Raw genomic sequence first — 212 nt, forward strand, 5'->3', positions numbered from 1 at the left:
ATAATAAGCACCTTCTGGATTATCCAATGGCGACGGGCCTGCTAAACCTGTTGCGGTAAATTCATAATTGGTACCGTTTTGAACCAAGTTAACAAATCCATCAGCATAGGCCTCTCTAAATACTGTTTCGTTACCAGTATCTACGTTTTCCATATTAAATTCAGACGCTTCTCCCTCATAAACATAATAACGCATCTGGTATCCACTAGATA

The 212-nt window shown here is 39.2% G+C and carries 1 protein-coding gene; it reads right to left on the reverse strand.

The window, feature by feature from the left end; all coding sequences use genetic code 11:
* A partial coding sequence (locus FBT53_RS16185) for a hypothetical protein (protein ID WP_169630388.1) occupies positions 1-212 on the reverse strand: 212 nt, incomplete at both ends.

This window comes from Flavobacterium sp. ASW18X (assembly GCF_005144745.1).
GTDB lineage: Bacteria > Bacteroidota > Bacteroidia > Flavobacteriales > Flavobacteriaceae > Croceivirga.